17 protein-coding genes and 6 pseudogenes are annotated in these 25,204 nt (G+C 67.1%); 7 read left to right on the top strand and 16 right to left on the bottom strand.

Translation table 11 applies throughout. The features are described from left to right. Positions 1 to 213 precede the first annotated feature (213 nt). A complete protein-coding gene (locus tag ACK1X7_RS10940) occupies positions 214 to 567 on the bottom strand; it encodes a Zn-ribbon domain-containing OB-fold protein (RefSeq protein ID WP_382962533.1) in 354 nt (117 codons plus the stop codon). A gap of 382 nt (positions 568 to 949) precedes the next feature. On the opposite strand from ACK1X7_RS10940, the gene ACK1X7_RS10935 reads away from it, so the two are divergent. Continuing rightward, positions 950 to 1,633, top strand: coding sequence for a TetR/AcrR family transcriptional regulator (locus ACK1X7_RS10935; protein ID WP_385157276.1), 684 nt, complete (start codon positions 950 to 952; stop codon positions 1,631 to 1,633). A 75-nt stretch (positions 1,634 to 1,708) separates the two neighbouring features. Then, positions 1,709 to 3,028: a cytochrome P450 gene (locus ACK1X7_RS10930; protein ID WP_413115023.1), complete on the top strand. Its 1,320-nt coding sequence runs from the start codon at positions 1,709 to 1,711 to the stop codon at positions 3,026 to 3,028. On the opposite strand, the gene ACK1X7_RS10925 is transcribed toward ACK1X7_RS10930, so the two are convergent. From ACK1X7_RS10925 to ACK1X7_RS10910, 4 genes and pseudogenes are all read right to left on the bottom strand, one after another. Next, a complete protein-coding gene (locus ACK1X7_RS10925) occupies positions 3,018 to 3,518 on the bottom strand; it encodes a hypothetical protein (protein WP_398162161.1) in 501 nt (166 codons plus the stop codon). The genes ACK1X7_RS10930 and ACK1X7_RS10925 overlap by 11 nt on opposite strands. A gap of 127 nt (positions 3,519 to 3,645) precedes the next feature. Next, a pseudogene (locus tag ACK1X7_RS10920) lies at positions 3,646 to 4,197 on the bottom strand (transposase); the annotation flags it as partial. Between the two features lie 1,010 nt (positions 4,198 to 5,207). Further along, positions 5,208 to 5,407 (bottom strand): annotated as a pseudogene (locus tag ACK1X7_RS10915) (carboxyl transferase domain-containing protein); the annotation flags it as partial. 369 nt (positions 5,408 to 5,776) lie between these two features. Continuing rightward, positions 5,777 to 6,611 (bottom strand): annotated as a pseudogene (locus ACK1X7_RS10910) (LysR family transcriptional regulator). 93 nt (positions 6,612 to 6,704) lie between these two features. Between ACK1X7_RS10910 and ACK1X7_RS10905 the strand changes: the two are divergent. The 4 genes and pseudogenes from ACK1X7_RS10905 to ACK1X7_RS10890 all read left to right on the top strand — a co-directional run. Beyond that, on the top strand, positions 6,705 to 7,442 hold the full coding sequence (locus ACK1X7_RS10905) for an SDR family oxidoreductase (RefSeq protein ID WP_385155950.1): 738 nt from the start codon (positions 6,705 to 6,707) through the stop codon (positions 7,440 to 7,442). 756 nt (positions 7,443 to 8,198) lie between these two features. Then, a complete protein-coding gene (locus tag ACK1X7_RS10900; protein WP_385155953.1) occupies positions 8,199 to 9,161 on the top strand; it encodes an Lrp/AsnC family transcriptional regulator in 963 nt (320 codons plus the stop codon). Positions 9,162 to 9,283: 122 nt separating this feature from the next. After that, positions 9,284 to 10,381, top strand: a complete 1,098-nt coding sequence (locus tag ACK1X7_RS10895) for an alkene reductase (protein ID WP_385155956.1) — start codon at positions 9,284 to 9,286, stop codon at positions 10,379 to 10,381. Between the two features lie 1,285 nt (positions 10,382 to 11,666). Beyond that, positions 11,667 to 11,930 (top strand): annotated as a pseudogene (locus ACK1X7_RS10890) (hypothetical protein); the annotation flags it as partial. 276 nt (positions 11,931 to 12,206) lie between these two features. On the opposite strand, the gene ACK1X7_RS10885 reads toward ACK1X7_RS10890, so the two are convergent. From ACK1X7_RS10885 to ACK1X7_RS10875, 3 genes and pseudogenes are all read right to left on the bottom strand, one after another. Then, on the bottom strand, positions 12,207 to 13,190 hold the full coding sequence (locus tag ACK1X7_RS10885) for a LysR family transcriptional regulator (protein WP_390795766.1): 984 nt from the start codon (positions 13,188 to 13,190) through the stop codon (positions 12,207 to 12,209). A gap of 39 nt (positions 13,191 to 13,229) precedes the next feature. After that, a complete protein-coding gene (locus ACK1X7_RS10880) occupies positions 13,230 to 13,850 on the bottom strand; it encodes a hypothetical protein (RefSeq protein ID WP_385155964.1) in 621 nt (206 codons plus the stop codon). 46 nt (positions 13,851 to 13,896) lie between these two features. After that, a pseudogene (locus ACK1X7_RS10875) lies at positions 13,897 to 14,244 on the bottom strand (LLM class flavin-dependent oxidoreductase); the annotation flags it as partial. A 244-nt stretch (positions 14,245 to 14,488) separates the two neighbouring features. On the opposite strand from ACK1X7_RS10875, the pseudogene ACK1X7_RS10870 reads away from it, so the two are divergent. Next, positions 14,489 to 14,953: pseudogene (locus ACK1X7_RS10870) on the top strand (IS3 family transposase); the annotation flags it as partial. A gap of 20 nt (positions 14,954 to 14,973) precedes the next feature. On the opposite strand, the gene ACK1X7_RS10865 reads toward ACK1X7_RS10870, so the two are convergent. From ACK1X7_RS10865 to ACK1X7_RS10830, 8 genes are all read right to left on the bottom strand, one after another. Continuing rightward, positions 14,974 to 16,071, bottom strand: coding sequence for an integrase core domain-containing protein (locus ACK1X7_RS10865; protein ID WP_413115022.1), 1,098 nt, complete (start codon positions 16,069 to 16,071; stop codon positions 14,974 to 14,976). 9 nt (positions 16,072 to 16,080) lie between these two features. Beyond that, on the bottom strand, positions 16,081 to 16,383 hold the full coding sequence (locus ACK1X7_RS10860; protein WP_413115021.1) for a hypothetical protein: 303 nt from the start codon (positions 16,381 to 16,383) through the stop codon (positions 16,081 to 16,083). A gap of 205 nt (positions 16,384 to 16,588) precedes the next feature. Beyond that, positions 16,589 to 18,145, bottom strand: coding sequence for an aminomethyl-transferring glycine dehydrogenase subunit GcvPB (gene gcvPB, locus ACK1X7_RS10855; RefSeq protein ID WP_413115020.1), 1,557 nt, complete (start codon positions 18,143 to 18,145; stop codon positions 16,589 to 16,591). Further along, positions 18,142 to 19,518 (bottom strand): aminomethyl-transferring glycine dehydrogenase subunit GcvPA, encoded by a 1,377-nt coding sequence (gcvPA, locus tag ACK1X7_RS10850; RefSeq protein ID WP_413115019.1) that lies wholly within the window; start codon positions 19,516 to 19,518, stop codon positions 18,142 to 18,144. The genes gcvPB and gcvPA overlap by 4 nt, the downstream gene beginning before the upstream one ends. A 95-nt stretch (positions 19,519 to 19,613) precedes the next feature. Next, the gene (locus ACK1X7_RS10845; RefSeq protein WP_413115018.1) at positions 19,614 to 20,837 is read right to left on the bottom strand and encodes an ATP-NAD kinase family protein; all 1,224 of its coding nucleotides are present in this window, start codon (positions 20,835 to 20,837) and stop codon (positions 19,614 to 19,616) included. A 535-nt stretch (positions 20,838 to 21,372) separates the two neighbouring features. Further along, a complete protein-coding gene (locus ACK1X7_RS10840) occupies positions 21,373 to 22,317 on the bottom strand; it encodes a LysR substrate-binding domain-containing protein (protein WP_385149959.1) in 945 nt (314 codons plus the stop codon). 205 nt (positions 22,318 to 22,522) lie between these two features. Next, a complete protein-coding gene (locus tag ACK1X7_RS10835; protein ID WP_398162124.1) occupies positions 22,523 to 23,380 on the bottom strand; it encodes a 3-hydroxybutyryl-CoA dehydrogenase in 858 nt (285 codons plus the stop codon). A gap of 55 nt (positions 23,381 to 23,435) precedes the next feature. Beyond that, positions 23,436 to 25,064, bottom strand: coding sequence for an acyl--CoA ligase family protein (locus ACK1X7_RS10830; protein ID WP_390795773.1), 1,629 nt, complete (start codon positions 25,062 to 25,064; stop codon positions 23,436 to 23,438). Positions 25,065 to 25,204 lie beyond the last annotated feature (140 nt).

Below are 25,204 nucleotides of genomic sequence, written 5' to 3'. Positions count from 1 at the left end.
ACCGTTGCATCACTGCGTCTCAGCGTTCTTGGCAGGAACGAATCGGTCGGCATTGGGGGGCGGCGTGGTAGGCGGCAGCCAGGAGGGATCATTGGAGGCACTCCAGAGGTGATGGGCAATGGCCTGCGGGGCCGAACTCAAAGTCAGAAGGTGTCGTGGGGGACGTACACACCCCAGACGTCGCTGGAGCAAATGGGCGTGCTGCCTCGACCTTCATCGCCACGGAGGCCGCGAAGGCTGTGGAGGCTCGCAGAGGCGGAAGAGGAGTGCCTGAGGGCCGGACTCGATGCCTTCTGTCAGACACACCGGAGCCCCGACTCGCACGGTGAGCGGCGGCACGCCGATGACCCTGGAGCACAGCCAGAATCCCTCGTTCATGTTGATGGTGGCGAGTGCGCACTGTCTCCCGGGGCTCCGGCCCATGGCCAGGACATGACGGATGACCCCGGTGCCGCAACTGAGCTCCCAGGCGAGATCGGTGGAGGCGCAGACGGGACACAACAGACGGCGGAAGACTGCGGTCCGACACCAGCGGCAGCGCTGGAAGTACAGCTCTCCACCCCCCACTCCACCCAGCGGCACCTGCGTGGGGCAGTCCGCCTCCGGGAGTGGGCTCGCGCTTGGATCGACCTCCCGTTCGACGGGGGCGCTATCCGTGGTTTCGATCGTTGCATGGAGCACGGTGTTCTTCTCCGTCCCCTCCCGAAATGACCCGCGACGGGAGGCGAGAGCTCACCGATCACGGCTGTAGGACATCGGCACCGCTGTGGCGGCGTGTTTCACAAGCTATGGAACTCAGTCCCGAAAGTAAAGTACTTAGTTCCAAAGCGGCTCTGTGATGGAAGCCTCGCCGCGTCACTCGGCGCCCGATGCCCGCAATGCGGTGTTCGATCCCATCGAAGGGAGGCAAGTGGCGTCTGCGCGGTGGGACGGGGAAGGATGGGCGGTCATGAGCAAGCCACCTGCACGGATCCGACTGGCAGACGCCGCATTCGCGCTCTTCGACGAGCGCGGATACGAGCAGACGACCGTCGATGACATCGCCGAGCGAGCGGGACTCGGGCGCACGACGTTCTTCCGGAACTACCGATCCAAGGAAGACGTCATCTTTCCGGACCACGATCGGCTCCTGGAGTTGATCAGAGATCGGCTGGCGACCTCCAGCCACAGCACCGCTCTGGTCGCCGTGTCGGACGCGGTTCGACTCGTACTGCTGCACTACGTGGAGGAGGGCGACCTGGCGAGGCGGCGATATGCCCTCACCAGCAAGGTGGCTGCCCTGCGTGACCGGGAGATCGCCAGTGTGGGCCGCTATCAGCGACTGTTCCGGGAGTTCATCGCCGACTGGATGGGGGGCCCGACGGAACCGGCATCGCTGAGGGCCGAACTCATGGCCGCCGCGGTGGTCGCCGCCCACAACCATGTGCTGCGTCGCTGGCTTCGGGGCGAATCGTCCGACCCGGTCGCCGAGGTGGACGAGGCGATGCGTGAGGTGCTCGCCCTCTTTCCGGCGCCCGGCTCCTCACCGCAGCCCGGCGGTGGCACCACCGTCGTCGCGTTCAGGACCGGGCAGGACATCGACACGCTGCTCCCCTCGCTGCGACGTCTCGTCGAGGACGGCGCCGAGCGCTGAAGCCCACTCCGTTTGATCGAGTGATGCCGCGCACAGCGGAGACAGGGGCGCGCTTGGGCGTGTTAGCTTCCGGCCGTGGCTTCCCCGGTCCCGCACACCTTCCCGTCCCATAGCGGAACCGCCGGGACCAGCCCAGGAGGCTGCCCGGCGGTGCTCGGCATCCGTGCCCCGCTCAACCCGCTCGATCTCTTCGGCGACGGCTTCGTCCGAGACCCATACCCCTGGCTCGACCGGCTTCGGGCCGAGGCCCCCGTGCGCTACGACCCCGGCACCGGGTTGTGGCTGGTCAGCCGATACGACGATGTGCGCCGAGTACTGCTCGACCCGACCCTGTTCCGCCCCGACAACGCTCTGCACGCAGTCACCCCCCTACCGGTGGCGGCGCTGCGGATTCTCGCGCGTGCCGGCTTCACCCTCCCACCCGCGCTCGCCAACAACGGCACTCCCAGCCACCTCGGACTGCGCCGCGTGGTGACCCGATTCTTCAACGCCGAGCGCGTCGCCGCGGCGATACCGGTCATCGAGCGCGTCGCGGGGGACTTGCTCGACGCCGCGTGGTCGGAGATCGAGGCCACCGGTCGCTGCGAGCTGTTCAGCTCGTTCGCGCAGGTGCTGCCCTGCCGGGTACTGATGGAGCTCCTCGGCATCCGGGGAGTCACTCCGGCCACCTTGATTCGCTGGAGCGATGCCTCACTGGAGCTGTTCTGGGGCAGGCCCACCCCCGACAGGCAACGGGAGCTGGCGGAGCTCGTCGGCGAGTTCCACCAGTGGCTGACCGACACGGTGCGCGGCGATGCTGCCCCGCCCACCTCGTTCATCGGTGCGTTGGCTTCCCACCGTCTGCCCGACGGCGAGCCGCTGGACATCGGGACAGCGGTGGCCGCGTGCTTCTTCGTGTTCATCGCGGGACAGTCCACCACCGGGCAGCTCATAGCCACGGTGCTGCGGCGAGCGCTCACCGAGCCGGGTCTCTGGCAGCACGTGCCGGGGCGGACAGGGCTGGCCGAGGCATGGGTGGAGGAGGTGCTACGCCGTGAACCGCCGGTCACTACGTGGCGCCGGGTCACCGTCCGCTCCGCCGAACTGGGCGGGGTGAGCATCCCTGACGGCGCGCAGTTGCTGCTGATGTTGTTGGGCAGCGGATCCGACCCGGAGGTCTTCCCCCACCCGGAGCGGATGCGCCCGTACCGGACGAACGTCCGTCACCACCTCGCGTTCGGCGTCGGCCGTCATCGCTGCCCGGGCGCGTCCCTGGCGCGCACAGAAGCGGCCGTGGCCTTGCGCGTAGCGGCCAGTCGCCTGTCCGGAGTGCGGCTGGAGGAAGATGGGACCGAGCCCCCGATGCTGGATCTGCTGTCCTTCCGGGCTCCCCTCGGCGTCACCGTCAGTCGATGAACCGTGGCCTGCCGTGTGGTCGGCTGCACGACCGTCCAGTGAGCTCGGTTTTCCTCGTCAAGGGGTTGAGTCTCATCTCCGCGCGCAAGGGTGCCGGACGGAGTGACTGCTCGCCGAGCGTGGACTCGATCCCGCGGACGACGCGCCACATCGGCGCCTTCCGCTCGGCGATCAGGACGACGTCGTCGGTGTCCTCCTCGTCGGCGCTCCTGGCCTCGCCTTCCGGTCCCCATGAGCTCTGTACGAACCGCAGAGCGTGATCCATCTGGGCGGAGGGGCCCTCCTGACCGGCGGAGCGGAGCCATGTTCGGAGCGCGTTGTTGTGGGCGGCCACCACGGAGGCGGCGATCACATCGGCGCGCAGGGTTGGTCGGGCCGGTGCGCGAAGCGTCGGCGCGGGTAGTCGGCGAGGGTGCGCTCGTAGCGCCATACCACGGACGACCTGCGGCCCGGTGATCGGCCGGAACTGCCGCCGACGGCTGTCACGCACGTTCGGTATCCCCTCGCGGACGGAGGTATGGCTCCGTGCGGGGCCGTACTGTCGGCTGCAGCCTGGTCGGATCGTCGCGAAGAGTCGTCGCACCGCTGGGGGCAAGACATCCGATGCGGATGATCTGTCAAGCGGCGGCTTCGCGAGCGGGGCTTGTTGGTGCGGGGAATGCGGTTGTTTCGTCGTAGTGGATGTCATGGGTCAGGCAGTGGTGGAGGCATCCGAGTAGTCGGTTGAAGAGGTTGCGCTGGGCGGCGGTGTGGCGGTCCTTGGTCTTGCGTCGTCGGTCGTAGTGGGCTCGGGCGCCAGGTGAGGCGGTCAGGGCGGAGAAGGCCCAGACGTAGCCGGCGGAGGCCAGGCGTTGGTTCTTGACCCGGCGGACGAGGACGGCGACGCTTCTTCCGGACGCCCGGGTGACGGGTGCGGTCCCGGCGAAGGCTTTGAGGCCTTTGGCGTCGGTGAAGCGGGATCGGTCGTCGCCGATCTCGGCGAGCGCCCGGGTGCCGGTGAGTGAGCCGAGCCCTGGGAAGCTGGTGATGATCTCGGCGTCCGGGTGTGTGTTAAAAGATTCCACCGTGGCTTGGGCGAGGTCATCGGCGCTGGTGCAGGTGGCTTCCAGTTGGCGTAGCAGGGCGGTGGTCTGGCGTCCCATGGCCTGTTCGACCAGGGGGAGTTGTCGCATCCTCCGATGTTGCGCGGACCGCGTGGAGCGACCGCCACGGCATTGCCGAGACGACGGTCGCCAGCCTGCCGCGCATCACCGCGGAAGGACTGTGGGCCCGCTTCATCGCGCGGCCGTATCGCCGACCTGACCACGATCCGCGCCGCCCTGGTCACCGCCGTCGACGCCGGGTGTGACGACCTGACCGCGTGCGCGTCGATGCCCGGCTGCCCCGTCCCCTTTACCGACCTTGCCGAGGAGAACCGCCATGCCGGACCCTGCTGCTGACCCCCGCCCCAGGCGCGCGACCGAAGGAGCTCGGGGGCTGGCCGCGCTGGCCTGTGCTGCGTGCTGCGCGCTGCCCGTCCATCGCGGGGGCCGTCGTCGGTGCCGGCACCGGAGCTGTGGTGGGCTGCCTGCCCGGCCTCGCCGTCGTCCTGGCCCTGCTCGCCGCCGGAACCCGGTGGCTCGGCCAGCGACGCCGCTCCTGCACGTGTGCACCTCTCGCTACTGCTGGGATGACAAGAAGGAGACAACCACCCCATATGGTGCCCCTGCTGAAAGCCGCAGCTGCTGCCCTGGCATCAGCGCTGCTGATCACCGCGACGACGACCACCGCGACCGCCGACAGCGGCAGCCCAGGGGCGCAGAGGTGGAAGCCGACCGTACGGCCGCACGCCACGATCACCCCAGGACAGATGCGGTCCGACGGCGAACCATTGCCCAAGGGGCGGCGGAGCAGGTCGCGGTGCCAGCGCAGGAAAGTGTCCGGAGAGACGATCAGCCGGAGCTGGCGGAGCCGTGCTCGGGGGAAGCGGTGTAGCAGGGCCGCTAAGAGCGCCCGGTCGGGCCAGGTCAACTGCGGACGGTCTACCGTGCGCTGCTGCACGGCGACTTGGTGGCGCAGCACCAGAATCTCCAAGTCCTTCTCGCGATCGCTCATCGGCACGAGCCGTATGAACGCGAACGTGGTTGACAGGGCGGGACACAGGAATCGCAGCAGCACAGTCAATCATCTCGCTGGTCAAGATCTTAGCGGCCTGGGATTGACCGAGAGCCCCACCAAAGATCCGTAAGTCGTGGGGATATACGTAGACGGTGCGCCCGTCCACCGCTCCCCATCCCGTGACACGCCATCGGTATAAGGCTTCTTCTCCAGATCGAATCCGCTGGCTTGGTGCTGCAGCAGGGGCTCCATCTCGGTGAAAGAGCCCTCGTCCAGCAAGAGCCCGTTAACGTGCTTCGGCTGCTTGCCACGCGACAGCCTCGTTCTCGCCACTCTTCGGAGACACGCTCACTGCAGTCACGCAACAGCGGCTCGGCGCCTGGGTATTCCGACGGTTCCAATACCCGACTCCACCGTCAGCCCGCGGCCGCGGCGGCATCCACGAGCTACTCGACATCGAAACCGCCCGGGCTACCGCCGACACCCTCACCACCCTCCACGACGATCTCACCGCCGGACCGGAATCTCAGGGCCGGCCGGTGAGCGATCCACGCCGCGGCCCAGGCCCCCACCTTCGCCGGGCCCATCCGCACGCACCTCCAGGCCCGGGACATCCTGGGCAACCCGGCTCCCCGCCCTCCTCGTCCGGGTTCAAAGACGTGTTGCCACGCGGATCAGGTCGGCAACTGTGCGAAGGCGGCTGTGCGGCGGCCAGGCGATCGCCGTTGTCACGGGCGGGGCATCCAGGACCGGTACGGTGGCGAGGTCCCGGCGCAGGTCGGCGCCGGCCGACTCGGGAATGACCGCGGTGGTACGGCCGAGCGCGATCAGATGGAAGAGCTGTGTCAGGTTCCGTACCTCTGCGCCCGGTCCCTCTGGGTAGCTGCCGCTGGGACCGGGCCAGCGCGCCATCGGGAGCTCTGGCAGCGTGGTGACGTCGGCCATCCGGATCTGAGAGCGGCCGGCGAGCAAGTGTGAGGCCGGCAGGATCGCGACCTGTCCCTCGCTGTACAGGGTTTCGGTGTCGAGCCCGGCTGCTGAGTCGAAGGGCAGGTGCAGCAGAGCCACGTCGGCTCGCCCGTCCCGCAGCATTTGGTGCTGTGTGCCTCGCAGAGCAGTAGCTCGACGGTGGCTGCGCCGGGTTCCGCGGCCTAGGCGTCGAGCAGCTTCGCCAGCAGTTCGCCGGCGGTTCCGGACTTCACGGCGAGGACAAGGCTGGGGTGCGCTGTCGCGGCCCGACGGGTACGCCGCTCGGCCGCGGTCACCGCGCTGAGGATCGCGCGTCCTTCGTCCAGCAGCACGCCTAAGCCGCGGTGAGCGTGACCTTGCGGCTGGTGCGTTCCAGCAGTGCGGTTCCGAGCCGCCGTTCGAGCTGGGTGATCGCGCGGGACAGGGGCGGCTGGGCCATCCCGAGGCGCTGGGCAGCCTTGCCGAAGTGCAGCTCCTCGGCGACGGCGACGAAGTACCGCAGCTCGCGTAGTTCCATGGGTCCAGGCTAATGACGACCGAGGGCAGATCGATACCGACCGGGTATCGCAGCACTACCGAGATGGTGTTGGTGCCAGGCCGCGGTATGAGCATGCTCGCTGTCATGAGCGAGAAGACGATCGCGCTGGTCACCGGCGCGAACAAGGGTATCGGGTACGCGATCGCGGCCGGCCTGGGCGCATTGGGCTGGAGCGTCGGTGTCGGCGCCCGGGACGAGCAACGCCGGGAGGACGCCGTGGCGAAGTTGCGCGCGGCTGGCGCCGACGCGTTCGGCGTACCCCTGGACGTGACCGACGGCGGGAGTGTGACCGCCGCGGTCCAGCTGATCGAGGAGCGGGCAGGACGGCTCGACGTACTGGTCAACAATGCCGGCGTTGCCGGCGGCTGGCCGGAGGAACCCACGACCATCGACCTGGAGACCGTGCGGCGGCTGGTGGAGACCAACGTCATCGGCGTCATCAGGGTCACCAACGCGCTGCTGCCGCTGCTTCGCCGCTCGGAGCACCCGCGGATCGTCAACCAGTCCAGCCACGTCGGTTCCCTGGCACTGCAGACCACGCCCGGCGTCGACCTCGGGGGAATCAGCGGGGGCTACGCGCCGACGAAGACCTACCTCAACGCCGTCACCATCCAGTATGCCAAGGAGCTGAGCGGCACCAACATCCTGATCAACAACGCCTGCCCCGGTTATGTGGCCACCGACCTCAACGGATTCAGCGGGACCCAGACCCCCGAGCAGGGCGCGGCGATCGCCATCAGGCTGGCGACCCTGCCGGACGACGGCCCGACCGGCCAGCTTTTCGACGACAACGGGGTCGTGCCCTGGTGACCTGACCCTCGGATGCGTTCCCCGTCGATCAGGCGGTAACCGCGCGTCGGACCCAGGTGCACCCCGCGAAGATCGCTGTCGCTGGTCTTTGTCACGCGGCCTTGGCCGGGTACTCGGTCCACTGCCGGATGGGTGACTCGGGTGCGAAGCGGTTCTTCGGCTCGGTGCGGGCGTTGTACCAGCGGATGTGGGCGGCGATGGCGGCGTTCTGCTCGTCGTGCGTGCGGTGGTCTATGCCATTGAGAGCGAAGCAGCGCAGCGCGGCGAACTGGGACTCGATCCAGTTCAGCCAGGAGCCGTAGGTAGGAAGACCAGCTCGACGTGCGGCCCAGGGACGGACCTCGGCGTGCTTGTTGCGGGAAGAAGCTGTCCAACACGATGTACAGCGTGTCCCCGGGCCGGCGTTCCTGCAGTGTCTTGAGCAGGCCGAGGAACTCGCGTCAGCGTTTGAGGATCCGGTAGCAGATCTGGCCGGTGGCCAGGTCGAGGGCTGCGAGCGTGTGAATCACCCCGCCGCTAGCGGTTGTAGGTGGCCCGCAGGCGCCAAGGTTTGGCCTTGCGCGGCATCAGGTTCAGCGGGCGGAACTCATCGACGCATAGCCCCCGTCGGCCAGCGGTCTGTCGTATAACGCCAGGCCAGTCTCAACGGCGTCGAGACTGGAGCATCAACCCTTAGTGAGCGGAGCCCATCGGGCGTGGCTGGTACGGGGAGCACACGGGGCGCGCCGGATGAGTCGGATCGGTGGGAGGGGACACATGTTGGACGCGGTCGAACGCGGGCTGCTACAGGCGCTCCAGATCGATGGGCGGGTCGCGTTCTCGCTGGTCGGTGCGGTGCTGGGGGTTTCGGACCAGACAGTGGCGCGCCGGTACGCGCGGCTGCGGAACGAGGCGGGCGTTCGGGTGATCGGTGCGGTGTGGCCGGAGGCGGTGGGGCGGCAGTTGTGGCTGGTGCGGGTGCGGTGCGTACCGGAGGCGGTGGCGGGGCTCGCGCGAGCGCTGGCGAAGCAGGCGGAGACCTCGTGGGTGCAGATCGCCTCGGGCGGCGCGGAGGTCCTGTGCATGGTTCAGGCGGTGATGGACACGCCGGCCGCGGAGTCGACCGTGCTGTCTCGTCTGCCCCGCACGCCCCGGGTCACCGGGGTGAGTGCGCACCGCGTGCTGCACCCGTTCTTCGGTGGAAGTGAGAGTCCGCTGACGAAGAACGGGCCGCTCACGGCGGAGGAGTGCGCGCATCTGTCGCCGCCGGCGGCGAAACGCGTGACCGAGTCGGTGGAACTGTCGGCGGAGGACAACGCGTTGCTGGAGGCGCTCGCGCTGGACGGGCGGGCCGGGTTCCGGTCGCTGGCCACGGCGACGGGCTGGTCGCAGACGACGGTGCGGCGGCGGCTGGCGGAGCTGCGCTCGGGCGGGGTGGTGTACTTCGACGTCGATGTCGACCCGGCGTTGCTGGGGTCGTGGACGTCGGCGGGGTTGTGGCTGACGGTCGCGCCGGGTGAGCTGGCGGCTGCGGGTGAGGCGCTGGCGGACCATCCGCAGGTGAGCTTCGCGGCTGCCACCACCGGTGTGTCCAACTTGTACGCGAGCGTGCAGTGTCCCACTGGCACGGCGCTGTACGAATACCTGACGGGCCCGGTGGCGGCATTGCCCGGGCTGCTGTCGGTGGAGACCGCGCCGAGTATGCGGGTGGTCAAGGGGGCGTCTCCGATCGTCGGATAGCGCCGCGTACGAGGCCCTTCGTGTCGGATAGCGCCCGCTGGGACGGTGTTCCTGCCGCGGGGCTCAGCGCGAGGGGATTGTGGCGGGGCACGAAAATACATCGCTCCGAGAAAGAACTCCCGATGCCCAACGCATTCGACCCGATCACCATCGGACCGCTTACCCTGCCCAACCGCGTCGCCATGGCCCCGCTGACCCGCCGCCGCGCCTACGGCGACGGCCTGTCGGCGACCCCGCTCATGGCCGAGTACTACCGGCAGCGCGCGACCGCCGGGCTGATCGTCGCTGAAGCTGCCCAACCCAGTCGTGTCGGCCAGGGCTACACCGACACCCCCGGCCTGCACGACACGGCGCAGGTCGCGTCCTGGCGCCCGGTCACCGACGCCGTGCACGACGCGGGCGGCCGGATCTACACACAGCTCATGCACGCCGGCCGTAACAGCCACCCCGAACTCCTCGGCGGCGGGCTGCACCCGCTCGCGCCGTCCGCGTGTGCCGCCGAAGGCGTCGTGCGCGTCCACGGCGGCGAACCGGCCGTGCGCAAGCCGTACCCGATACCGCAAGTTCTGACCATGCGGGGCATCGCGGATACCATCGCCGACTTCGCCGATGCGGCCGCGAACGCGATCGACGCCGGATTCGACGGTGTCGAACTGCATGGAGCCTACGGTTACCTCATTCAGCAGTTCCTCTCCGGCAACGCCAACCGCCGCACCGACCGCTACGGTGGCAGCGTCGCCGGGCGCGTCCGGTTCCCGCTCGACCTCGTCGATGCCGTCGCCGCGCGCATCGGGTCCGAGCGGCTCGCACTGCGGATCTCCCCTGGCTGCACAGCGTTCGGCCTCGACGAGCCGGACCTGCACGAGCTCTACCTGACCCTGGTCGACGGTCTGCCACGCGACCTGGCGTACCTGCACGTATTCGAGTTTCCGGGCCACCGCGACCTCACGGTGAAACTACGGGAGCACTGGGCAGGAGTGTTCATGCTCAATCCGCACGAGACCCACCATGACTGGCCCGCCGGCCCCCGGCAACTGAGCCTGGTCGACGACCGGCTGGCGGACATCCTCTCGTTCGGGACGCTGTTCATCTCCAACCCCGACCTCGTCCACCGCCTCCGCGTCGGCGCGCCGCTCGCCGAGGCCGACGAGAGCACGTTCTACCGCGGCGACCACCGCGGCTACACCGACTATCCCTGCCTGGGGGGAGTCCTCTCGTGACCGCTGTCCTGGGCAGCGCGATCGTCGTGGTCACCGGTGCCGGCAGTCGCATCAGCCTCGCAAACGCCGCAGGCTCACTCTGGTCGGCCGCGCGCGGGGTCGAGCCTCGCTGTCCCGGCTCTCTACTCTCTGAGTAACCGCAGCGTGAGGGCGGTCGCCGATCCGGTCAGATCGGGGCCTGTGGGTGCCGGAATCTGTGTCACCCTATGCGATCTGCGCGTATTCGTGGATGAGGCCGCTGGGTCGATCGCGTCGACTTCAAGGGAGTGTGGTCCCTGGCGATGGGCGACTCTGGGTCGGTGAGTCGGTCTGGTGCCCGTTGTCCGAGTGATCGGTGCTGCCAGTGTCTGTTGTAGTGGTCGCGGTTTGCCATCGTGCACGAGGCGTCTGCGATGCGGAGCAGGCCCGTGGTGGTAGCGGCCGACGACCTCGGTGATCCGGGGCCGGGTCCGCTCTTCGACAGGTTCGGCTCGATGCGCTGTGGAGATGTCGATGAGGGCGAGCCCGGTCTCGGCCGCATTCTTGGCGCCGACGGTGCGCTTGACCCGGGTCTGGAGGCGAAGACGAGGCGTGCGTCAACGATCAGCTTCACTCGTCGTCGGCTTCACCGCACATGGAGACCTTGAGGTCATGTGTGTAGGTGCAATTATCGGCGTATAGCGTGTTTTGCCACGGAAGGCCCGGACGGGGTGTGGTGCGGCGAGTTTGGCCAGATGTTCGGTGACCAGCTCGTCCACGGTGATGCTCTGGCGCAGTCAGTTGACGCAGGCGGGCCTCAAGGTCTTCGGGCACCTGAATCGACATGCGTTCAGAACGTCGTGGGAGACGCCCCGGGAGGTGTTTTGCAGGAGCCGAAAAACCTGCGCCTGGTTGCCGAAGAGGCGCAGCAGCTTGGTACGGCTGCTGCGTACAACGCTGAGATCCTTGCCCTCCGTCATGAGGCCGTTGTGCTTCGCCGACAGGTCGAGCGGCCGCGGTTCTCATGGGCTGATCGTGCCGTGCTCTCTGCTCTCGCCCGGTACCTGCCACCCGTCTTACGTCGCCATCGGCTGGTCACCCCCGGCACCCTGCTGACCTGGCACCGCCGTCTGGTGCGCCGGAAATGGCGACAGGCACCAGCCAGGCCCTGGCGTACTTTCCTCCGTTCCCAGGCCCACACGCTGCTCGCCTGTGACTTCATGCACGTGGAGACCGTCTTCCTCAAGCGTCTCTATGTCTTCTTCGTCGTGGAGATTGCCACTCGGCGCGTCCATGTCCTGGGCGTCACCGCCCATCCCACCGGCGCATGGGTCACCCAACTCGCCCGCAATCTGCTCATGGACCTCGGAGACAGGGCCGGGTGCTTCCGGTTCCTCATCCGCGACCGGGACAGCAAGTTCACCGCCGCGTTCGACGCCGTCTTCGCCGGCAACGGCACAGCCGTCATCCCAACTCCGTCGCAAGCCCACGATCCAACGCGTTCGCCGAACGATGGATACGTACAGCCCGCGCCGAATGCACCGACCGACTCCTCATCACCGGCGAACGACACCTGCGCACGGTCCTCACCCAGTACGCCGAGCACTACAACGCGGGACGGGCCCACCGCAGCCTCGACCTACGAGCCCCCAGACGACCACCCGAGCGTCATCCCCCTGCCCGCTGCCGCAGTCCGACGGCGACAGCTACTCGGCGGTCTGCTCAACGAGTACCACACCACGCCACCCCAACGACTTCTCCATCCACAAGAAACACTCAGATCAGCGGCCTGATTGGGGGATTGACACCCTTCAGGCCTGCCGAAGGCCACCCGGCAGCACCACCCGGCCCGAGACGATCGCCGACCTCATTCTGCGAGCTCCACCCCCGCGTGGCTCAATGTGTCTGGTTCGCCGGTGTAGCCCTCGTGAACGTGGGAGACTCCTCGTGGGGGATCGATCTCGGTGGCGCGCATGAAATCCAAAAAGCGAGCCGCGACGGGCGAGAGGTCCTGAGAGCAGTGGTACATCACGCCGATGACCCTGGTTGCTCCCGGAGCATCCACGGGTACCGCCACGAGATCATCCAGGCCGAAACCCTGCAACTCCAAGGCCGGCAAAGCTGCCACGCCCACGCCGGCCCGTAGCAGCCCACGGATCGTCGCCGCGCTACAGGCATTGAAGTGGTGGCTCACCGAGATCGAGTACTTGCTGAACGCAGCGTCAGTGATCGCTCGGATGCTGGTTCCGGGCCGCGTTGCGACCACGGTCTCACCGTTGAAGTCCGACCACGAGATGGAATTCTGCGCCGACCAAGGATGGCTGTGGTGCGCGACGCCGTAGAACTGTTCCTGGAGCAGTGGTGAGAAGCGGAAGCCGTCCGGCAGGTCACCACGGGCGGTCAAGCCGAGTTCGACAGTCCCACTTTCGAGGCGTTCGACAACTTCATCCGCAGCCCCGTCGATGATCTCGAACTCCACCTCGGGGTGATCCAGTATGAAGCCGCGCACCATGTCCGGCAGCACAGCCGCCGCGAGCGACGGAAGCGCGGCTACGGCGATGGTTCCGGACTGAGCCGCTACGTATGACATGAAGCGACTCAGTCGCATGTCCATGTCGTCGAGGACGGCGCCCGTCATGAGGAGAAAGGCGTGCCCCGCGGCCGTGAGGTCGAGCTGCCGGGTGGTGCGGTCGAACAACCGCACCCGCAGGAGACGCTCGACTTCCTTGATCCTCCTGCTGAGGACTGACTGAGAGATGTGCTCTGCTGCGGCTGCTTTCGTGAAACTGCCGGATGCGGCGAGTGTCCGGACCGCGCGAAGCTGCTGCAGCGTCAGGTCAGGGATCGGCATGGCTCCACCTATTGCCGCACACTCGGGTGGACGTGGCACTCACGACTGAGCCTGCGGTCCGGCGGCGCAGTAGCCGTTGTCGGTGTGCCCTGCCTTCAACTGCTCTACGCGCGCGAGGTCCGCGTTGACCCGAGCGACCTCCGCTCGCAGGCGTTCGGCCAGCACCTCTGCCGACCGGGCGTCTGCGGTTGTGCTCGGTTCGAGCAGGACGGTGAGGTATTTGCGGGCATCGCCGACGATGATCGCTTCGTTGATCAGTGAGCTCTCCTTCAACCGGGTTTCGATGGGCTGAGGATTGATCGTTTTGCCGCCTCGGGTGATGATCACGTCCTTCTTCCGGCCGATGAGCCGGATGTCACCGTGGGTTGTGCGCTCCATCAGGTCACCGGTGCGGAACCAGCCATCCTGGAAAACAGCCTCGGTCTCCGCCGGGTTGCGCCAGTATCCGTCGAAGAGCAGGGGCGCGCGGAGCAGCATTTCGCCATCGTCCGCGACTTTCACCTGGAACCGTGGGTCCGGGAATTCCCTGCCGATGAAGCCCGGACGAGGGAACGGCTGGTCGAAATGAGCGATGGGACACCCGGCCGTCTCGGTGAGACCGTAGTTTTCGCGGAGATCGAGCCCCCGGATCTGCCAAATGGCGATGACGCTTTCGGGCATCGCGGCAGATGCGGTGTAGGCAACACGGGTCGTCCAGGAAGGCGCGGCGGATGAGTTCGACGCCTTCTCGCCACTGGGACTTGTTCTCGGACGGGTCGACTTCGAACGCGCGCAGGGCGAGGGTGGTGTTGCCGCGTCCGGTGCCGAGTTCGACGCGGCCGTTGGAGAGGATGTCCTCGGTCGCGACGCGCTCGGCCACGCGCAGTGCGTGGTTCATCCGTGTCGGCAGCAGTGTCACGAGGTGGATGAAGCGGATCCGGCTGGTGAGAGCCATCAGGTACGGGTAGAGCACCTCCGGAGCCGAGACCGAGGCCGTCCCGAGGGCGACGTGCTGCTCGGAACTGCCGAAGGCGTCGAAGCCGACGCGCTCGGCGAGCAGTACCTCCTCGACCAGTTCCCGGGTCCCCCTCGGTCATGAGGATGAAGTCCATACCGACCCTTCCGTCAAATGTTATGCGCCGATAACGTAGGACCTAGCCCAGTCCAGGTCAAGGCCCCAGAAAGGGCAACAGGCGTTAGTTTCGATTAACGTGCGCGGGTCTGAGCGGCGGGCCTCTCCCCTGAAGGGTGTCTTTATTGCCGTACGGTGGTTGACTTGGCGCTTTGGGATCGCCCGACTATGGGCATGATCAGTGATCGTGGGTCTGCGACTGCTGTACCTGGTCTTCTGTCGGCTGCTGGGCTGCTTCCTTTTGCTGGGTCGGTCGACCGCCGCGAACAACGCCGAGATCCTCGTGCTTCGGCATGAGGTCGCTGTGCTTCGCCGGCAGGTAGAGCGGCCGCGGCTCTCATGGGCTGATCGTGGCGTGCTCTCCGCTCTCGCCCGGCACCTGCCACCCCTCTTACGCCGCCACCGGCTGGTCACTCCGGGCACCCTGCTGAACTGGCACCGTCGTCTGGTGCGCTGGAAGTGGCGCCAGACGGCGGTCAGATCGGGTAGTCCACCATCGCCGGAAGGGACAGTTGCGCTCATCCAGCGCCTGGCGAGAGAGAACCCGACCTGGGGATACGTCAGAATCCAAGGCGAACTGCGACGGCTCGGTCATCGGGTCGCCGCCGCCGCGATCCGGCGCGTCCTGCGCCGCTCCGGTCTTGTCCCTGCCGAATACTTCATCCGTGCAGGTCATGCTGCATGTTGGTATTCGTGGAGGATGTCGCCGAGGTGGTCGTGGCGGCGTATGTCCAGGCGGCTCAACTTGTCCGGATCGTTGATCGGTGTGGGCAGTGGGTGCAGCGGTCGGGCGTTGGCGATGCCCTGGTGGGGTCGGTGGGCGTTGTAGAACTGCCCGTACTTGTGCAGGGCGTGCAGGAGGTGGCGCTGGTTCCAGATCAAGGTCCGGTCCAGGAGCTCACGTCTGCAGGTCTGTACCCACCGTTCGATGAGCGAGTTCATTCTCGGCATCTGGATGCCGCTGAGAACGACTGTGATCCCCGCGTCCGCGAGGACGCCATCGAGCAGGGCGGGGAACTTCCCGTCCCTGTCTCGGATCATGAATCGTGCCCGGCAGTCGACGTCTTCGAGGTCCATGGCCAGGTTCTTCGCAGCTTGTGTTACCCAGGAGGTGGTCGGGTGTGCGGTGGCGCCCAGGATCCGGATGCGGCGACTACTGTGTTCGATCACCACGAGTATGTACATTCGCGCGCCGGACAAGGTGACCGTCTCAAAGAAGTCGCAGGCCAGGAGGGCGTCGGCTTGCGAGCGCAGGAAGTCGGCCCACGTGCTGGAGCTCCGGTCGGGCGCCGGATCGATGCCGGCATCCTTCAAGATCTTCCAGACGGTCGACGCGGCCACCTTCACACCCAGCACGAGCAGCTCACCGTGCAGACGCCTGTACCCCCACTGCGGATTCTCCCTCGCCAGACGCAGCACCAGAATCCGGATAGAGCGCACCGTACGAGGTCGACCAGGTCGCTTGGGCCGCGATAACGCGGCACGGTGGCGTGTGACGAGGTCGCGATGCCAGCGCAGCACCGTGTCAGGACGCACGAGCAGTCGCACACGCCGCAGGGTGGGTAGCGGAAGCCGGTGCAGCAGCGCCGCCAGGAACGCCCGGTCGCTTGAGCTGAACCGGAACTTTCTCTTACCGAGTTGGCGTTCCAGGACCGCGATCTGATGGCGCAGGGCGAGAATCTCTACATCCTTGTCCCGGCCACTCATCGGCAGCAGACGCAGCACCGCGAACGCAGTCGTCACACCAAGGTAGGCCAGTCGTAGCACCACGATCGATCATCATGACGCATGGACAACGGCTACGCGAGAGCGCCGGCTCGAGCGACCGCGGCCGACGACTGTGAGGTCCGGTGCAGGCCTCCGACCAGGGCGGATGACATTCTCGGCAAGCGCAAGTGCCGCCAGAAATGCCCGATCGGTCGGGGCGAACCGCACCCGCTCCTCACCGAGTTGGCGCTTCAGCACCATGATCTGGTGGCGCAAGGTGAGTATCTCGACAGTCTTGTCTCGATCACCCATCGGCAGCAGGCGCAGCATGGCGAACGCATTCGTCACGCCCAAGTAGGCCAGTCGCAGCAACACGGTCGTTCATCTTGCCGCCGCGAGTGCCAGCCTCGCGAGGGCGCCCGCTCGGGCGACTGCGCCGGTCGACCTCCCGTGCACCGCGCACCGCCTCCCACCAGGCCGGATGGGTTTTTCGGCAGGCGCAGCGTCATTCCTCTCGCATCGGCGCCCAACCGCCCACCGGTGCAGTTCTGCGCCGCGGCGGTGCACGGTCCGCTCAGCTCTAGGCGCCGGTGTTCGCCCTCTTGCGCAGGTAGGCCCGCCAGGTCATGGCCCAGCGCGCGGGGTCCTCCATCGCGTCGTGATCGAGGCGGTGTACCGCCTGGTTGTGAGGCGCGGTCTTGACGATCTCGGGATCGGAGTATGCCTCGTCGGAGATCTGGGCAAGGACCGCGATCCAGGTGTCGAGTGCTTCCTTGCCGTACATCTCGCCGGCTTCGGGTGTGAACGGTTCTGGGATGAGCCATGGTTCGTGGCTGCTCCACATGGCGTCCACCCCGAAGTCCGTCATGCGGTTCTGCACGTCGTGGACGCCGACGCCGGTTTCCTCCTTCATCTGAGTCAGGCTGTAGCGCGTCATTTCCAGGCGCGGGCTGGTCGCGTCGGGGTGTGAACGGGTGACGCCGCGGATGGCGAGCAGGCCCCGCTCCATGTAGTTGTTGGCGAGGACGGAGATGTCGGAGGCCTCGGCAACACCCTCCGCCCCCATGGCGCGGATCCAGGCATAGGCCTTCAGTACCACGGGCACGTTGCCCCAGAACTCGCGGATCTTGCCGCAGCTCTCCGGCCGGTCGTGATCGAGGTAGTACCGGTCGCCGTCGTGGGCGACAACCGGAGTCGGCACGAAGGGTGCCAGTTCCGCCGAGCAGCCGTAGGCGCCGACAGCCGGTCCCCCCACCCCGCTCTTGGGAGCGCCGAAGGTCTTGTGGAGCATGAACATGCAGGCGTCGAAGCCGATCTCGCGGGCACGGATCTTGCTCATCATGCCGTTGAAGTTGGCGCTGTCGTAGAAGCACAGGCCACCCGCTTCGTGCACCACCCGAACCCACTCGCGCATCTCCGGGTTGTACACACCCATGTCGTCCGGGTTGTTGACCATGAGAGCGGCCGTACGGTCGGACACCGCGGCCTTCAGAGCGTCCAGCGAGGGGTAACCGTTCTCGTCGAGCATCAGGGTGATGACCTTGAAGCCCGCGGCGGCGGCGGTCGCGGCGTTCGAAGGGTGGGTCTGGATCGTGGTGATGATCTCGTCGCGCTGCTCCAGTTCGCCGCGGGACGCGTGGTAGGCACGTGTCACGGCGCAACTGGTGTACGCGGCGTCGGCGCCGCCACCGGCCTGGAAGATGAACTGGTCCATGCCGGACAGCTCGCGCAGAATGGCGTCGAACCTGTGCACGATCTCGAGAGTTCCCTGCAGGGTGTCGTCGTCCTGGTAGGGATGTGCCTCAGTGACCTCGGGGCGCCATGCGATCGCCTCGTTCACCTGCGGGTTGTACTTCATCGTACAAGTGCCGAAGAGGCTGACGCCCATCATGCCCAGAGTCTGCTGCGACAGCCGCAGGTAGTGGTAGAGCACCTCCGGCTCCGACACCTCGGGCAGTGACGGCCTGTCATGTCGTCGCAGCGCGAAGGGGATCAGGTCGGCGGCGTCGCCCACCTCGGCTTGCACCGCCTCCTCGGCTTCAGGTACGGCGAGGCCGCGGCGGCCGGGATAGCCCATCTCCAGGATGACCGGCTCGTTCCACACCGGGGCGTGGTATTCGCGAAGCGTGGCGCTCATCGTGCTACTACCTCCGAGAGTGCGTCGACAAGACGCAGTAGGTCGGCTTGGGTGTGTACTTCGGTGACGCAGAAGAGGGCACTCTGCCCGAGCTCGGGGAAGTCGCGCGACAGGTCCGCGCCCCCGAATATGCCGTGCGCGCGCAGTGCCTTGTTGATGTCCGCGACGCTGCGTCCCGTGCCGCTGAAGTCCACGACGAACTCCTTGAAGAAGCCCGACGGGAAGGCAACCCGTACGCCTTCGATGGAGGCGATGCGCCGCGCGGCGTAGTGGGCGCGCTGCAGGATCAACTCGCCCACGTCCTTGAAGCCCTCGGGGCCCATCAGCGCCATGTAGACGGCGTTGGCGATGGCCCACATGTAGACCGAGTGACCGGTCCAGTCCTTGCCCTTCTCGCGCAGACCGTAGGAGCTCTGCTCGAAGAGGCTGAGGCCGAAGCCGTATTCGCCTTCCTTCGTTGTGTCCGTGATGCTGATGAACAAGGTCGGATACTGGCGGGCGTAGCGTTCCTCGTCGCGCGAGGCGATGAAGCCGCCCACTCCACCGCCCGTGTTCATGTGCACGCCGAGCGGCTGGGTGGTGCCGATGACGATGTCGGCCCCGTAGTCGATGGGCGCAGCCAGCACGCCGAGGGAGATTGGATCGACGCCGACGATCGTCTCGGCCCCGGCGGCGTGGGCGATGGCGGCGATCTCAGCCCCCTGGTGCTCGATCACGCCGAGGTAGGAGGGGGTCTCGAAGTAGACCGCGGCCGTCCTCTCGCCGACGACCTGACGCAGGTCGTCGAGGTCCATCAGACCCGTCTCGGGGTCGAATTCGACGAGGCGGACCGTGATGTGGCTCGGCATCTCGATCGGTTCGCAGTAATTGCGGATGACGGAGAGCCGTTCCGGGTCGATTGCCCGGACCACCGCAACCTCGTCCCGCCCGGTGATGCGTGAGGCCATCCGAATCGCGTGCCCCGCCGCGACTCCCCAGCTACGGACCGGCATGCCGACCAGGTCCATCTTGAGGAGTTCACCGAGCTGACTGCAGAACTCGAACCAGGCCTGGTTGCGTCCATGATCGGAACTCGGCTCGCCGAACACCGAGGTGAGCCACTCATTGCGGCGCACCACCTCGTCGACGGCCGCCGGCACATGGTGCTGCCAGCAGCCGGCGCCGAGGAAATTCAGATTCTGCTCGGTGGTCTGGTTCTTCGACAGCGTCTCGATGAGGTGACGTCGAAGCTCACTCTCGGACAGCGCGGGAGGAAGATCGAGCGGACGCGAGAGACGGTGCTCGGTCGGCACCTGGCTGAACAGTTCCTCCACGGAACCGACGCCGATCGCGTCCAGCATCTCCTGCTTGATCGCCGGCACGGAGTTGGCCATGTACCTGTGTGCTACATGTTCTTTCATTGGATTCTCCTTGTATGGATAACCGTTGGGCTTCCGGCTCTGCCCTGCGCCGGATCGGCCGGTTGGGGTCAGGCGCTCACCTTGTAGAAAACGCTGCGGTCCGGGCCGGTGTGGAGCCGCATGTAGACGGCCAGTAGCGCGTCGACCTCGGCGTCGCCGGTATCGACGCGCAGACTTGCCGCCTCAAGAGCGACGAGCTTGTCCAGCGGGGTGACCACGATGATGCCCTCGCGGCCGACCTTCCGGATGACCTTGGCGCTGATCTGCTGGTTGCCGCGCCCGAACAGGTAGCCCTGGCCGCCCAACACGCCCACTACGATGCGGGTCTCACGCCCCTCCATGAGGTCGAGCAGCGCCCGCTCGTCGAGGTCGGATCCTATGAGCGCACCGTTCAGTACGGCGTCGACGCCGAGCAGCGTGGAGGGCAGGCCGAGCGACTTCATGACGCGTCGCATGGTGGTGCCGGGCCCCACGATGTAGAGGACCCCCTCCCGCATCCGTGCCGCGACGCGCCGGCAAGCCGCTTCCAGCACCGCGTTGTCGTCCGCTCGGGATCCCGCTTTGGCGTTCTGCGCGAGATGGCGCTCGTAGGGACTGCGGGCGTAGCCGTATAGGCGTGCCGAGAGCCGGTCCTCGCGGAAGGCGGTCTCGTCGAGGTCCATGACCTCAGCGTCGCGTAGTCGGGCCGTAGGACTGCCGTCGAGGAACAGAGCCGCGAGGCCGCCTGCGCTTTCGGGGTTCGCGCCGAACACCGCCGAGTGCATCTTCACCCCCGCCGGGATGCCGAGCACAGGCACGCGGTCGCCAACCGCGCTCAGAATGTCACGCGCCGTGCCGTCGCCGCCTGCGAACAGGAGAAGGTCGACCGCCGAGAGTGCCATCGCCGCAGCGGCCGCCTTGGTGTCGGCAGGCCCGCTGGCACCCGGCTCTGTCCGGTGCACGACGACAGGGTCCAGTCCGGCGGCCAGAGCGCTGTGTTCGCCCAGGTCACCGGACGCCGTCACGAGGCGGAACGGCGTCTTCGAGGCGGTGAGACGAGCGAGCGCGCGGACAGTTCGTTCGCCCGACAGAGGACGCGCGCCCCGCCGCTTCGCCTCTTCCAGGATGTCCGGTCCGTCGGTCCCCTTGAGGCCCACGCTGCCGCCCATGCCCGCGAGCGGATTGACGATCAGGCCCAGCTTCCTGCCCGTCCGCCGCCCCGCGACCTCGCCGGCGAGGGGGCGATCCGGTTCCGCCGTCGCTGCCCCGGCAGCACCGAGCGTCGCATCATCTCGGTCCGGGTTATCCGACATAGGGCTGAACTCCTACTTGTAGATCAAAAGAGTTTTCTCAAAGCGGCGGAGTATCACCGCAAGGGCTCAGGCCTGCCGCACGTCAACGACGGGCCGGCTGCGCTGGGACGCTGATCCATTGGGTTTAGCCAAGCACCCCTCAGCGACAAAGAGAAACAAAACTTCGGCCGCATCTACGCCGTGTAGTTGTTAATAGGCTTCTCATGCAGCCTGTGAATCGTTCCATTACTGGCTCGCATGATAGGAAGACGCGGTCGAGCGCGAGGCCGGTGAGTCGGAGGTGGCCGCGCCGGTGAGACCGTGCACGGCAGGTGAACATTCCTCCGAGGGCCGAGGGCCGAGGGCCGAGGGCCGGACGGACTGCCTGCCACTGGCCGGCCGGAGCCGGCTCGGGCAGTGTTCGAACCGACGGTTGACGGATGCCGCTTCGGGGGGACATGCGTACCGCACGACAGCCACTGACGCCTCGGACCCCGAGGTTCCTGATAACGGGATACGCCAGGAGCCGTGCGCGACGGGTCGACTGAGCGGGTGCTCAGAACTCCTCGGGCCTACCAGTTGCCGTCTCGATGCGCGACACCAGGTCACTTTCCCGATCCCGTACCTCGACCGCTGTGGCGCGGAACGCGTCGATCAGGGGTGTCGCAGGCCCGCGCCATGCCAGAACCAATTCGGATCCGGCGACATCGGTGATGGGTCGGTACACGATCGATGGACGAGGGGCGAATCGGGACATGCTGATCGCGGTGACCGTGATCGCTTCTCCGGACGTGACTTTCTCCAGCTCTCCCTCCATCGAGCCGACCATGGGCCCGACCCGAGGAAGCAACTGTTCGTCCAGTCCGGTGTCGCGCAGCGTCCAAAATCTCGACCATGCCCTGTCGTCGGTACGTGGCGCGAGAATTCGCTCACCGACAAGATCGTTCAGGGTCACGGCTCGAGCGGCTGCCAGAGGATGACTCTGGTCGACGCCAATAGCGCGGGGTTCGACGAACATTGGCTCGACGTGGAGGTCCGGGCATTCGATCGGCGTCCGTACAAATGCGATGTCGGTGGTGTTCGAGCACAGGCCACAAGACGGGTCGCCCCATTGGAACGTCTCCAGCTCGATCGCGACAGAAGGATGGCTCGCACGAAAGGCGCGGAGGATCGGCGAATCGAGTTCGAGCAGTGAGGACACGCTGAAACCGATGCGGAGCGGTGCCTCGATTCTGTCGCGGGTGGCACGGGCGGCCAGTGCGCCCTCTTCCAGGGCGTTGAGTGCCGTGCGAACGCTGCTGAGGAACAGTTCCCCGGCTTCGGTCAGGGCGACCGAGCGGGTGGTGCGCATCAGGAGCGGGACCCCGACCTGCTCTTCCAGCTCGGCGACGCTGCGGCTGAGTCCCTGCTGCGAAATGTGAAGGATCGCGGCCGCGCGCGTGAAGTGCAGCTCTTCGGCGAGGGTCGCGAAATGACACAGTCGGCGCGTGTTGACGTCCACATCACCAAAGGTAGGGCGTGTACAAGTGTTCGGTAATCAGGCGCCGGCCAGCGCGACGTTCAAACGTGAGACGCTCCGGGGCCGCAAGCAGTGGTCCAGCGGGCGCGAGGTCCGCCTCGACGCGTTCCGCTGGCTGCACTGCCACAATGCCCGACGCTGTCACTCCCGCCTGAGGCAAGGCAGGAAGTGCTGGGGGAGCAGCTCGTCAGTACTGGTAGAACCCCTGCCCGGACTTGCGGCCCAGTTGGCCCGCCTCGACCATGCGCTGAAGTACCGGAGGCGGGAAGTAGAGGGGTTCCTTGAACTCGTCGTACATGGCCTCCGCGGCGGCCTGCACTGTGTCCAGGCCCACCAAGTCAGCCAGCCGCAGGGGACCCATGGGGTGTGCGCATCCCATCTGCATGCCGGTGTCGATGTCCTTGGCGCTGGCGAAGCCTGACTCCATCATGCGGATCGCGGACAGCAGGTAGGGGATCAGCAGTGCGTTGACCACGAAGCCGGCGCGGTCCCCGGCGGTGATGGCCTGCTTCCCGAGCGCCTCGACCGCGAACCGCTCGGCCCGCTCCCGGGTCCGTGCCGCGGTGAGCAGCGAGGGCACCAGCTCTACCAGGCGCAGCACCGGTACCGGGTTGAAGAAGTGGATGCCGATCACCTGCTGGGGGCGGTTCGTCGCCATGGCGAGCTTCATGATGGGGATCGAGGAGGTGTTCGATGCGAGCAGTGCGTCGGGCTGCTCGACGACCTTGTCCAGTCTGGCGAAGATCTCGGTCTTCAGTTCCTCGTGCTCGGCTACGGCCTCGACCACCAGCTCACGGTCGGCGAACTCGTCCAGGTCGGTGGTGAAACGGAGTCGTGCGAGGGCGAGGCCGGCCGACTCCGCGTCGACTTTGCCGGTCGTCACAGCACGGCTCAGCGACTCGCGGACCCGGACTCTGCCGCGTTCGACGCCCGCCCGGTCCGCGTCGGCCACCACCATGTCGAGGCCCGCGCGGGCACACACCTCGGCGATGCCCGCCCCCATCAGGCCACAGCCGACGACTCCGATCCGCTGTGGGTCGGTCATGATTCCGCCTCTCTTCGTACGTGGCTCTCGGTGTCCTCCTCGGGGCGCTTCCCTGTCAGCCACGGATCCGGCGCTCCTGATCGGACCACTCCTTGGCCCGCAGCTCGAACTTCTGAATCTTGCCGGTGGCGGTCTTGGGCAGTTCGGTGACGAACTCCACGATGGCTGGGGCCTTGTAGCCGGCGATCAGCGTGCGGACGTGTGCGATCAGGCTGTCGCCGTCAAGGGCAGCGCCGTCCTTGAGGATGACAAATGCCTTGGGGCGTTCACCCCATCGCTCGTCCGGGACGCCGACGACCGCCGCTTCCTGGACCTCGCGGTGGGAGAGCAGCGCCTGCTCGACCTCTATGGTCGAGATGTTCTCCCCGCCCGAGACGATGACGTCCTTGGCACGGTCGGTCAGTTCGATGTAGCCGTCGTCGTGCCAGACGCCCAGATCGCCGGAGTGGAACCAGCCGCCCGTGAACGCCTCCGCGGTGGCTTCGGGATCGTCCAGGTAGCCCTTCATCACCGTGTTGCCGCGCATCACGATCTCGCCGACCGTTCGCCCGTCTCTCGGTACGTCCTTCATGTCAGTGCCGACGACCCGCACCGGATCGGCCTGGAACATGGCCACACCCTGGCGGGCCAGCAGTCGGGCGCGCTCGTCCGGGGTGACGTCTCGCCAGGCGTCCTTCCGCTCGCAGACCGTGTAGGGGCCGTAAGTCTCGGTGAGTCCGTAGACGTGGACGATGGAGGCGCCCAGCTCCTCCATATGTCCGATGATGGCGGGGCTCGGTGCCGCTCCCGCCGTCGTCACGACCAGCGGCTTGGAGAGAGGCTTGGCCGCGGGGGAGTTCGCCAGCATGGCCAGAACCGTCGGCGCCCCGTTGAGATGGGTGACGCCCTCGCTCTCGAGCAGATGCCAGATGTTCTCCGGATCCACGGTGCGCAGACAGACATGCGTGCCGCCGACCGCGGTGACGGCCCAGGCCGTGCACCATCCGTTGCAGTGGAACATCGGCAGGGTCCACAGGTAGACGCTGTCAGGGGTGTGCCGTGAGTGGATCACCTCGCCGAGGGCATTGAGGTACGCGCCCCGGTGGCTGTACATCACCCCTTTGGGTCGTCCGGTGGTGCCGGAGGTGTAGTTGACCGAGATGGTGTCGAGTTCGTCGTCCACGGTCCATTCCGCGTACGAGGCATCGTCACCGCGGCTCAGCAACTGCTCGTAGTTGGGCCCGGACAACAGCGGACGGGCACCGGCGCCCAGGCCCGTGCCGGTGAGATCCACGAGGGAGACGATTTCGCGAACGGAGGCCAGCCGGTCTGCGATCGGCAGGACCATCTCCTGCAGTCCCGTGTCCACCACGAGGAGTTTCGCGCCGGAATGGTCGCAGATGTAACGCACCTCCTCCGGCGACAGGCGAGTGTTGACGGCGACCAGGGAGGCTCCGGCCAGCGGCACCGCGAAATGCGCGATCAGCAGCTCGGGCGTGTTTGGACACAGGTAGGCCACCCGGTCGCCCGCTTCCACGCCGGACGCGCGCAGTGCGCCGGCGAGCCGAATGGTGTGGTCGGCGAACTCGGCATAACTCAGGCTGCGGTCCCCGTAGCGGATCGCGGTCTTGTCCGGATGGACGGTGGCAGCGCGCTCGAGATAGGCCAGCGGGGTGAGCGGGGTGATGTATGGCGGCTGGGTCATCACTGCCTCCGGAAGGCGAGTGGGCTGCGGCGTAGGGCGCGGGACGGACAGGCCGCCCACCCGGTTCGGATGGAAAAGAACAGCGCGCCATGAGATGCCAGCAGCGGAGATCGACGTGGGATGGTGGGTACCGATGGCTG

It is taken from the genome of Streptomyces sp. CY-1, from assembly GCF_047218265.1.
GTDB lineage: Bacteria > Actinomycetota > Actinomycetes > Streptomycetales > Streptomycetaceae > Streptomyces > Streptomyces niphimycinicus.
This window is presented reverse-complemented; position numbering and strand designations above follow the sequence as displayed.

Bases quoted from the DNA above. Each gene is read 5' to 3' on its own strand.
- ACK1X7_RS10935 (WP_385157276.1), top strand. From the start codon at position 950: ATGAGCAAGCCACCTGCACGGATCCGACTGGCAGACGCCGCATTCGCG.
- ACK1X7_RS10905 (WP_385155950.1), top strand. From the start codon at position 6,705: ATGCTCGCTGTCATGAGCGAGAAGACGATCGCGCTGGTCACCGGCGCG.
- ACK1X7_RS10900 (WP_385155953.1), top strand. From the start codon at position 8,199: ATGTTGGACGCGGTCGAACGCGGGCTGCTACAGGCGCTCCAGATCGAT.
- ACK1X7_RS10895 (WP_385155956.1), top strand. From the start codon at position 9,284: ATGCCCAACGCATTCGACCCGATCACCATCGGACCGCTTACCCTGCCC.
- ACK1X7_RS10885 (WP_390795766.1), bottom strand. From the start codon at position 13,190: ATGCCGATCCCTGACCTGACGCTGCAGCAGCTTCGCGCGGTCCGGACA.
- ACK1X7_RS10880 (WP_385155964.1), bottom strand. From the start codon at position 13,850: ATGCCCGAAAGCGTCATCGCCATTTGGCAGATCCGGGGGCTCGATCTC.
- gcvPB (WP_413115020.1), bottom strand. From the start codon at position 18,145: ATGAGCGCCACGCTTCGCGAATACCACGCCCCGGTGTGGAACGAGCCG.
- gcvPA (WP_413115019.1), bottom strand. From the start codon at position 19,518: ATGGCCAACTCCGTGCCGGCGATCAAGCAGGAGATGCTGGACGCGATC.
- ACK1X7_RS10845 (WP_413115018.1), bottom strand. From the start codon at position 20,837: ATGTCGGATAACCCGGACCGAGATGATGCGACGCTCGGTGCTGCCGGG.
- ACK1X7_RS10835 (WP_398162124.1), bottom strand. From the start codon at position 23,380: ATGACCGACCCACAGCGGATCGGAGTCGTCGGCTGTGGCCTGATGGGG.
- ACK1X7_RS10830 (WP_390795773.1), bottom strand. From the start codon at position 25,064: ATGACCCAGCCGCCATACATCACCCCGCTCACCCCGCTGGCCTATCTC.